This is a genomic window from Cecembia sp., assembly GCF_007126775.1.
Classification (GTDB): domain Bacteria; phylum Bacteroidota; class Bacteroidia; order Cytophagales; family Cyclobacteriaceae; genus Cecembia.
This window is the reverse complement of sequence record NZ_SLAP01000254.1, coordinates 23,059-33,447: the sequence shown is the minus strand read 5'-3', so window position 1 is coordinate 33,447 and position 10,389 is coordinate 23,059. Positions and strand designations below refer to the sequence as shown.

Below are 10,389 nucleotides of genomic sequence, written 5' to 3'. Positions count from 1 at the left end.
TATCGATTAATATAATTTGAACAATATATGTATGTACATTGAAAATCAAATTAAATTTGAAAAACTTAATCAATTTATACTTAAAAAATTAATTTACTTTTTATCGATGCAGTCTAATAATATTTTTGACACGGATAAGGATGCTGATTGATCTCCTATTTTTCTCTTTACTTCCGTGTAGCCATCTAAGACTTTTGCTTTGTGGGGGATTGAACCAAGCAATTGGTTCAACTCAAAAATGATACTTTTTGCATTAAAGGCATCTTGTATCAATTCTTTGACAACTTCCCTATCTGCAATCAGATTGACCAATGAAATATATTTTATTTTAACAAGTCGTTTCCCTATTAAGTAGCTCAAATAACTCGTTTTGTATACAACCACCTGTGGAACCCTAAAAAGTGCTGTTTCCAGGGTGGCAGTACCAGAAGTAACTACTGCCGCAATAGCATGGTGCAACAAATCGTAAGTTTGATTAAAAACTACTTTAATGCCTTTTTGTTCCGCCGGCTTATATAATTCTTGATCAATATTGGAAACTCCTGCTACCACAAACTGGGCATTTGGAAACATGGCCACCACATCCAACATTACTAAAAGCATATTTTCAACTTCCTGTTTTCGGCTTCCCGGTAGCAGTGCGATGATGGGCTTATAGCTCAATTCATTCTTTTGATGAAAAAAGGGATGGGGCTGAAAATTTTGAATTTCATCCATTAGAGGATTGCCCACATAGGTGGCATCGATAGAGAATTTTTTGAAAAATGGTTCTTCAAATGGTAAGATACAATAAACTTTATCTGTGAAGGCCCTTATTTTGTATACTCGGCTTTGGTTCCAGGCCCAGACTTTCGGAGGAATATAATAATGTACAGGTATTCCTTTTTTTTTGGCGAATGCTGCCATTTTCATATTAAAACCTCCAAAATCAACCAGTATTAGAACATCTGGATTAAACGCAAGGAGGTCCCTTTGAAGCAACCTAAGGTTTTTGATCACTTTTCGAAAACCGAATACTACTTCTAAAAAGCCCATCATGGCTACCTCCTCATAGTGAGTGGTGAGATCCATTCCCGCTGCCTGGCAGTAATCACCTGCCATCCCCCTGAATTGAGCAGCAGGATCACTTTTATGAATTGCCTTGATAAGGTTGGCTGCATGCATATCACCGCTTCTTTCACCACTTATGATATAATATCTCATTTCAGTTGTTTTTCAATTCCTTCAATTGGTGGTGAAAAAAAATAACTTCTTCTCTATTTGATTTTTGACAAAAAATCAAAACAATCGATTTATTCTCCTAAGTATTCCACAAAGTTTCTCGGAGTTTCATAAAGCGTGATCTTAAAAAGCTTTCCATGAGGGACAATTTCATTAACAGCAGGTTCCAGTATTTTCCAAAACTCCATCACCAGGTTTTCACAACTTGCCATTTTCCCTTCCATAAACGGGACATCTAAATTTAGATTTTTATGATCTACCTGATCGATGACCAGTTCTTTAATGAGGTTACTTAAAGCCTTCAGGTCTACTACAAAACCCGTATCAGGATCCGGAAGCCCTTTGACTGTTACTATCAATTCAAAATTATGCCCATGCCAATTGATATTGGCACAGGGGCCAAAGACTTCTTTATTCTTTTCCTCCGTCCATTTTGGATTCCAAAGCTTATGAGCGGCGTTGAAATGTTCTTTCCTGCAAACGTATATCATCACTCCTTCAATTGAACCGCAAAAATAGGGAAAAAGATGGGAATTGGTAAAATTCTATCTACTGTTTAAGATTGGTTTCTCAGCTTCTTTGAGATTCAACCAATAGTCAAAGGATGCTGCAGTTCAGGATCTAACAACCTAACATGCAACATATCAATGATTCAGTACCCTCTATTTTGGTTAATATTCCTATTATTCTCAACCACTCCACTTGGAATAGGAGCAAGTATTCTGAAATCTTCAAAAGGAACTATGGCATCTGGCCCTAAATAATCGGATTTATCGATGGCCCTACCATATCGCTTTAGGTCAAAAAACCGTTGACCTTCAAAGGCAAACTCTTTTAACCTTTCATTCAATATATCCTCTAGTAATTCCTCCCCTGTCAAAATTGAAGGGCTTAAACCTTTAATAATTTTAAATGCTACAAACTCATTGAATGCCTCAGTTTCTTTGCCAAGGTGAAAATTGGCTTCCATGCGATTGAGGAGCATTTCAGACTTTCGGATTACCGGAATATTATCCCCATAGTTAAACCCGTTTTTCCCTAGAAATTTAACACATTCTATTTGTCTTCCGTTTGGTCTTTGATTTGACCCGGTTGTAAATAAATTGGCTCTAATATCTAAATTGCGGGTTACATCCCAATTGTTATTGTTACTTGCAGGATTACCTGTCTGTAATTGGCTAAGACCGAAGGCTTCCAAAATCTTTGGGCTGGGAATGAGGTCTCCCCATCCTCCAAGTCTATTTTTTTCATTTACATCCAATAAAGTGGTGAAAGCACTCTGTAAAGAAAAAGTACTTCCTAAAGATTCACTGTTATCATGGAATCTTACCTCAAAAATAGATTCCGGATTGACAGGGTTTTTCCAACCATTGATGTAATTCATACCAAATACCAATTGCCCTACCGGTAAAGACAATGCGGCAGTAGATGCTGTAACGACCATTTCCCAATCTCCTTTATAAAGCGCAACCCTAGAAAGCAAGGCATATGCTGCGGCTGTAGAAGCAAATTGAGGAACAGGCCGTTCTGATTCCTCCAACAAATCAATGGCATCTTTCAAATCCAAAATGATCTGATCATAATTCTGTTCAATAGTAGCCCTTGGATCTTGGCCAAACAAGACATTCTCTAGGTCATAAACCGGACTTAGAGGCATGGGAACTCCTCCCTGATCAACTAAACCTTCCTGAAAAATTGCCGTTGGGATATAAGCATACACTTTTACCAGATCAAAAAGGTACAAAGCCCTTAAAAATTTGGACTCACCTTCCCATCTTCTTAGTTGTTCAGGTGTAGCACCATTGACCCCTTTTTCTATTTGGGCAAGAATACGGTTGATTTCTCCGATTGAAAAATAAGAGTTTTCCCAAAAGCCAGTTGAAAAATGCGCGCCTGCATCATTTCTGTTCTCTGCAACAAATCTTCCTGAATTATTGGTAGCTAAGGTAACATCGGCCAAAGCATCAGCTTTGGCAAACATATCTCTACCATAATGATCAGCAGAACGCAGATTGGCATATACTGATATCAAGGCTGCTTCTAAATTTGCAGGGGTATTAAGTGCTTCAGACAAAGGTGTCATATTTTCAGGCTCCATATCCAAGCTACAGGAATACATCAGCCATCCTGAAAAAATAATCGGAAGAATGGTCGTAATCGCTTTATAATTATGCCTTTTCATAATTCTGATACTTTTAAAAACTTAATTGGACTCCGATATTGTAACTCTTATGAATTGGAATCTGCCCTACTCCAGAACCCATAAATTCAGGATCATAGCCCGGATAATCCGTATAAGTCCATAAATTGATTCCCTGCGCGTAAATACTGGCTTGTTGTAGGCCTATATTTTGCAATATTGTGGGATCGAAAACGTACGCAATCTTAAGCTGAGACAACCTGATAAAATCTGCCTTCAGCAAAGAAGCTGTCCCAAAGTTTCTTATTTGGCTTCTTGCAGCCTCCCCTCCACTCAACGCAAAATCTCTTGGAATATCTGTCATGTCACCTGGAGCTTTCCAAGCCCTATCATTTATTTCCCGAAGTGCATTGAAAGTGAACCTGTTCCCATTATCCCTCAAAAAGTTATACTGTCCGTCAGAGACTACTGCTCCATATTCATAGGTGAAAAATGTAGTAAGTTCAAATCCTTTTATTTTAAATGTATTACTTAAGCCTCCGAAATATGGTGGGAAATTGGAACCAAAGTAAACCCTATCATTATTAGTAGGAAGGTAGGTCCTATTGCCATTTATATCCAACCACATAGGTCTACCGTTAGCCGGATTTACCCCTGTATATTCAGCAAGATACCAAGCCCCGGGAGCAGTTTGTCCCGGAAAGGCGGGATTACCAACAGGTTGGCCTACCGCCCATCTTGGATTTTGAGGAACTGATAGAAGACCGTCGTACAAAGAAGTGACTTCATTTTTAATGTATGAAAAATTAAATCCTGAATACCAGGAAAAACTTCCCCTTTGTAGGTTCATGGTTTGAATTGACAATTCAATTCCTCTATTTCTAAGTCCTCCTACGTTTCTAAGAGATAGATCATTGGAATTGTCAAGAGCAATGGGGAAATTCAAAAGAAGTCCTCTTGTGTTCCTTTCAAAAACATCAATACCACCTGTTATTTTGTCATTAACAAATCCAAAATCCAATCCCACATTGATAGTTTCATTGGTTTCCCATCTCAAATTTGGGTTTTCAAAAGCCCGTACCCTAATGCCAGGTTCCCCAGCATAGCTATTCCCCTGACCGTAAAAACCCATCCAACTAAAATCCCCTATCTGATCATTTCCAGCCATTCCCCATGAAGCTCTGAGTCTGAGCAGGGATACGGATTCAGAATCCCTGAGCCCTCCTTCATTGGATATCTGCCATCCTAATTTGACAAATGGAAAAAATCCATACCTGTAATTTGATCCAAATCTAGAGCCACCATCCATCCTAGTGCCTAGATCAATGAGGTATTTTTCACCCAATTCAAAGTTCATTCCGAGATAAGCTCCTTGTCTTTTATAACCAGTATTCAAAGTATCGCTAAAAACCAAAACAGATCCAGTCAAAAAGTTATCAAGCCCGGGTGTATTGATATTGGTAGCCTCTGATCGTATATTTTCCCTATTTTCTGTAAGGTATTCATAACCTGCATACACGTTCAAAACACTATTTTCAAAAGCTTTGCTCCAATCTACCCGATGATGTGTCATATAGCGCTCAACCAAGTGGTTAGCTACTGTATTCCTCCCATTTACTTCACTTCCATCAGGCGTTCTGGGATCTCTGAATCTAAATTCCTCTTGGTCTCTATAATCAACACCCACTGTACCTCTGTAATTTAAGCCTTCCGCAATGGTGTAGTTCACTGCAAAATTTCCAACAGCCATATTTGATGTTGTTTTACCCGAATTGAATGCCCTGACCAAAGCAATATTCTGGGAGGCCAACCCTCCGATTTGCTCGTTGAATGACCCATCCTCATTAAAAATGGCATTGTGGCTCAAGATAGTTGAAGAGGCAAATGCAGGATTTCCCAAAAAAGGCCCTTCCAATGAAAATGGCACATTCTGACCTATATTAGCCAAATTTGCATTGGCTTCAAGCTGTATCCTTTCTCCTATTTTCTGGGTGAGGGATGCCCTGATCGTTCCCCTCTCAAAATCTACAGGCGCAAATGTTGACCCGCTGTAATGATATGAACCTGAAACATAATATTGCGTTGACTCCGTACCTCCAGAAGCATTCAGTTCATAATTATGTAACATACTTCTTCCCATCATTTCACTTTGCCAGTCATAAGTAGGAAGTCCCATTCCTATAGCGTCTAGCTCTTCTGAACTTAATTGATTCCAATTTTCAGGTAAAATGCCCATATTGGAAAGTGCTCGTGCTTCGGGGCTTGTGGCATTGGAATTATTAAAGGCATCTCTCCTGAGCATATACCATTCCGGACCATCTAAGACATCAAAGAACTTAATGGGGATATTTTGGCCTACATAGGCATTTAATCCAATCCTAAGTTTACCTGGATTACCTTTTTTTGTGGTCACCAATATTACTCCATTACCTCCCTGATTTCCATAAATAGCTGTGGATGCAGCATCCCGCAAAACCTCTATGGATTCAATTTCATTGGGATTTAAAAATGCAAGTGGATTAGACTGTGTAAAAAGTGAGCTGGAAACATTATTCAAAAGGACACCATCCACCACATACAATGGCTCATTGCCTGCAAAAATAGACCCTACTCCTCTGATCCTTGCATTGATATTTCCTCCTGGAATACCAGTAGCGGTCCGAATCAATAAGCCCGGAATCCTGCCCTGTAATGCCCTATCAAAAGATTGAAAAGGGATGTTTTCAATCAATTCAGAAGGACTTTTGAGTTTATCTTTTTTAGGTTCAGCAGGGAGCTGGACGGGAACCCTAGCCTCTTCAGCTTCTTCGAGAGGAACTAGATATACATCAACATCATTTTCTTCACCAAAAATAACCTCCTGAGGCTGATAACCAAAGTAACTGAAAACTAGTGTAAAATCGTCTCTATTTACCTGAAGCACGTATCTTCCATCCAAATCTGTGGCCGTTCCAATAGCGGTACCTTTGAGTATAATGGAAGCCCCGGAAATAGGACTATTGTCTTTCTTTGAAAAAACCTGACCTTTTACGATTCTGGTCTGCGCCAATGTGGCCGACATAGAAATCAATAAAAAACAAGTTAACAAAGATAAAAATACCTTCATATCAGATCTATTTGATGTAATAAATGCAATTCAATTAACATGGATCAAAGGACCCAAATAAAAGTTGTATTTATGTAGCTAACAGGTAAAATAATTTGCAGAGTACTTTACCCGCCTTAAAATTATAAAAAAATATGAAAATAAAATATTATTGAATAAAATTTGTTCTTTTTAAAATAAGCGTATTTTAAAAGAAAGATTTTAAAATTAAAACCAAATTTTATTTTAAATATCCTTTTTTAAATTTCAAATACAGTTTTTCTTTTTACACCCTAAAAACAAAGAATTAGTACAAAGAGTGACAGCGCATAAAAAATTACAACACTGATATAGTAATTCGCCTATTTAAAGCCCTGTTCTCAGCGGTATCATTGGGTCTTATTGGTTCCTGGTCACCCTTACCTTCTGATAATATTCGGGTATCAGGAATCCCTTTGGATAACAGGAACTGCTTGACACTTTCCGCACGTCTTTGACTAAGGCTTTGATTATAAGCAGCGTTTCCAACATTATCTGTGTGTCCACTGATCAGAATTTTTATGGTCGGATTATCCTTTAAAAACTCGAAAAGACGTGATAAAGAACTCATGGATTCTGGTCTTAACTCATCTTTATCGAAATCAAAAAAGATATTTTCAAAAACAAACTCTTCTCCTGACGCAATAGGAATAAGTGAAATCATAAGATTCTCTTGATTCTTTAAACTGTCCCGTTCCACATTATAAATTTTTGGCAGGTATCCTTTTTTTTCTACATACAGCCCTGAAAATGACCTGTCAGGGTATATCATCATGAATTCCCCTGTTTTTCCGTCCGAACGGAACTCATACAAGGTACTGTCATTGCTTAAGCTAACCAAGGACAGCTTAGCATCAATGGGCATCCCGGTCTTGCTATTGAGTACTTTGCCTTGAGAAACCACTAATTTTTCACCCAAAGCTATTTCTTCAGGGAACTTAAACCTGTAGAGATAAGAACGTTCTACCTTTCCATGATCATATTGGCTTTCTGTGTAATAGGCATAATCTCTCTGAGCTGTTATAAAAAGAGAAAACTGGTCTTGATGGTCATTGATAGGGTATCCAAGATTCTCCGGTTCGGTAAATTCCCCATTTTTTACCCTGGAAACAAAAAGGTCCATACCTCCAAAACCTTCATGCCCATTGGATGCAAAAAAAAGGATTTCATTGTTGAAGTAAATAAATGGAGAGACTTCATCTTTGGCCGTATTGATGACTGGGCCCAAATTTTTAGCTTCTGACCAAGACCCATCCTCCATCCTCAAGGAGTACCAAATGTCATTTCCTCCATAGCCCCCTCTCCTATTTGAGGAAAAGAACAAAATCCTGCCATCAGCAGATAAGGAAGGTTGGGAATCCCAGGATCTTGAATTCACACTCTTTCCCATATTTTGAGAGCGCTGCCATTGCCCATTGACTTTATAAGCTACATAGAGATCACAACTCCCATAAGAATCTGGTGCGTCACAGGATGTATAAATCAAAATATTACCATCGGCAGAAATGGTACAAGTTCCTTCATTGTAGGGGGTATTGATTTTTTCTGAAATGCCGTCAGGTATTGACCAACCATCCTCATCATCATAAAAAGCCACATAAATATCTTCAGTTTGATGATTTTCCAAACCATCTCTTTTGGTAAAAAGCAGTTTCTTACTGTCTGCTGTGAGGACAGGAAAATACTGTAGGGTAAAACCATTGATAGGTTCAGGAAGCCTTTGTTTTTCTATTAACAATTTTTTATCCAATTGTTCAGATATAAAATCAATCTTTGCCTTCATTTGAAGGTAATCGTAAGAATTTTTGAAATTTTCATCAAACAGCTGATTGGATATATCAAATTCTTCAATAGCCTGTTCAAACTGTCCATTGGCCAAGAAAATGTATAATTTGAGCCAAGAAAAATCTGCTTTGATGCGTTCGCTTGCCTTCCCTGCCCTCGCTTCCCCTCTTCGGGTAACCTCCATGGCCTCGTTGGCATTTCCTTTTGTGAGCAATAACCTGCCCCATTTGATGTAAGATTCCAAAAAATTAGCTTCTCGCTGAATAGAAGCCTTGTATTTTTCTATGGCCTCATCATACATACGGTTTTTGACCAGGTCATCTCCTTGCTCATGGAGCTTAATAGCCCGATTGTCTATAATGGTATAGGTCTGGCCTATCAACCAATCCGTACTGAAAAAAAAGCAAATAAGAAGTAGAGCGATTCTCATGTCTTTATGGAATATCCATAAATTTATGAGTTTGAAGGGATATTTTCCAATTTGGATCGTTTTTTACGTAATTTACTATAATTTCCATAAACTTAGAGGACTTACTCCACTCGGGCTGAAGCAGTTTTTTACAGTCTTTTCTCACAAGCATGGCATGTTTTTCGGCAAACTCAAAATCTGAATTGTGAAAAATTACAACCTTCAATTCATCGGCATGTTCATAAATTGAAGGATGCGGTGCTTTAAATTTTTTTGGGGAAAAACATACCCAGTCAAAATTGCCTGTAAATGGATGTGCTCCTGAAGTTTCTATATGGGTAGTAAAACCTTTTCTTTTAAGTAGAGCAGTTAGGGGATTCAAATTGTACATCAAGGGTTCACCACCTGTAATGACGACCATTCTGACAGGATGCAATAGGGCGCCTTCCACAATTTCTTCAATTTCCATCAGTGGCCATTTTTGAGCCTCCCAAGATTCTTTGACATCACACCAAACACACCCCACATCACAACCTCCTAATCTAATAAAATAGGCTGGATGTCCGGCATGCATTCCTTCTCCCTGCACCGTATAAAAAGCTTCCATAACAGGAAGCACTAACCCTTCTCGTACTTTTTGTCCTTTATCCATATCAATTTTTGTTCAAGCGGGTAATTGAACCGCTGCCTGCTTAGTTTTAGGGACTGCAAATGTAGAACAAAAACCAGCAGCAAAAAAATCCATTAAAAAAACCTCCATTGCTGGAGGTTCCGTAATGATTAATCCATTTTCATTTTTCAGACAAGACTTGCTTAATAAAGGCTACACTTTGAGGAATCTGTTGCACAGATCTTGAAGATTCATCTTCAATGATCAGATACTCAGTGCCAACTTTCATGGCCTGCTTGATCAAGCCCCTTATATCCACATCTCCTGTACCAAGTACTACATTCGTCTCTACATCTCCCCTCCCGTCAGAACTGCCTGGCGTACCATGTGCCCTGTCTTTTAAATGCAATAGAGGGAATTTATCCGGATACTCTTGCATGATGGCCAAGGGATCCCCTCCTCCCATCTGTACCCAAAATACGTCCATATTGAAGGCATAATTCTTGGCATTTTTTAGCAATTCATCAAACAGAACACCATCTCCATGGGGATGGAACTCATAACCATGGGGGTGATAACAAAGTGTAATTCCAGCATCTTTAAGGATTTTCCCTGCTTCATTGAATACTTTGATGGCTTCTTGAGTCTCTTTGATGCTAAATTTTCCATTCTCATGAGGAATCCAAAAGCAGGTAGCATATTTGGCACCAAATGCCTTAGCGTTGTCTATAATGGCTTGTGGGTTTTCCTGCAAGAGCTTAAAATCCGCACCAACTCCAATAACTGAAAGTCCAAGGCCGGAAATAAATCCCTTGTAATCGTCCAATTCCATTCCGTAGGTTCCTCCACCTTCCATATATTGTATTCCCCAGTCAGCAATCAATTGATGGGAGCCTTTCATGTCTTCGCGCATCTCATTCCTAAGGGAATAAAGTTGAAGGGCGATCTCTTGGGCAAACAATGAACCGGATAACATCATCATTAAGCCTAAACTCAAAATTTTACTTATTCTTTTCATAGGTTTACATTGGGTTTGATTTTGAATTTAAGCATAATAATCATACAAATTATAAGCAATTTTGACGAATGGTGTTTTAATA

General features: G+C 38.6%; 7 protein-coding genes. All 7 read right to left on the bottom strand.

Annotation, left to right across the window (positions count from 1 at the left end; translation table 11 throughout):
- Window positions 1-93: 93 nt before the first annotated feature.
- The 7 genes from lpxB to QZT73_RS16975 all read right to left on the bottom strand — a co-directional run bounded on the left by lpxB (window position 94) and on the right by QZT73_RS16975 (window position 10,307).
- Window positions 94-1,203 carry a lipid-A-disaccharide synthase gene (lpxB, locus tag QZT73_RS17005; protein WP_291789450.1) on the bottom strand — a complete coding sequence of 370 codons (1,110 nt, stop codon included), beginning with the start codon at window positions 1,201-1,203 and terminating at the stop codon, window positions 94-96.
- A gap of 89 nt (window positions 1,204-1,292) precedes the next feature.
- Window positions 1,293-1,712 (bottom strand): 6-carboxytetrahydropterin synthase, encoded by a 420-nt coding sequence (locus QZT73_RS17000; protein ID WP_291782826.1) that lies wholly within the window; start codon window positions 1,710-1,712, stop codon window positions 1,293-1,295.
- A 161-nt stretch (window positions 1,713-1,873) separates the two neighbouring features.
- Window positions 1,874-3,403, bottom strand: a complete 1,530-nt coding sequence (locus QZT73_RS16995) for a RagB/SusD family nutrient uptake outer membrane protein (protein WP_291789447.1) — start codon at window positions 3,401-3,403, stop codon at window positions 1,874-1,876.
- Between the two features lie 13 nt (window positions 3,404-3,416).
- Window positions 3,417-6,467, bottom strand: a complete 3,051-nt coding sequence (locus QZT73_RS16990; protein WP_291789444.1) for a SusC/RagA family TonB-linked outer membrane protein — start codon at window positions 6,465-6,467, stop codon at window positions 3,417-3,419.
- A 316-nt stretch (window positions 6,468-6,783) separates the two neighbouring features.
- Window positions 6,784-8,700, bottom strand: a complete 1,917-nt coding sequence (locus QZT73_RS16985) for an OmpA family protein (RefSeq protein ID WP_291785305.1) — start codon at window positions 8,698-8,700, stop codon at window positions 6,784-6,786.
- A gap of 4 nt (window positions 8,701-8,704) precedes the next feature.
- Window positions 8,705-9,331 carry a 7-carboxy-7-deazaguanine synthase QueE gene (locus tag QZT73_RS16980; RefSeq protein ID WP_291785307.1) on the bottom strand — a complete coding sequence of 209 codons (627 nt, stop codon included), beginning with the start codon at window positions 9,329-9,331 and terminating at the stop codon, window positions 8,705-8,707.
- 139 nt (window positions 9,332-9,470) lie between these two features.
- Window positions 9,471-10,307, bottom strand: a complete 837-nt coding sequence (locus tag QZT73_RS16975; RefSeq protein WP_291789441.1) for a TIM barrel protein — start codon at window positions 10,305-10,307, stop codon at window positions 9,471-9,473.
- Between the last annotated feature and the right edge of the window lie 82 nt (window positions 10,308-10,389).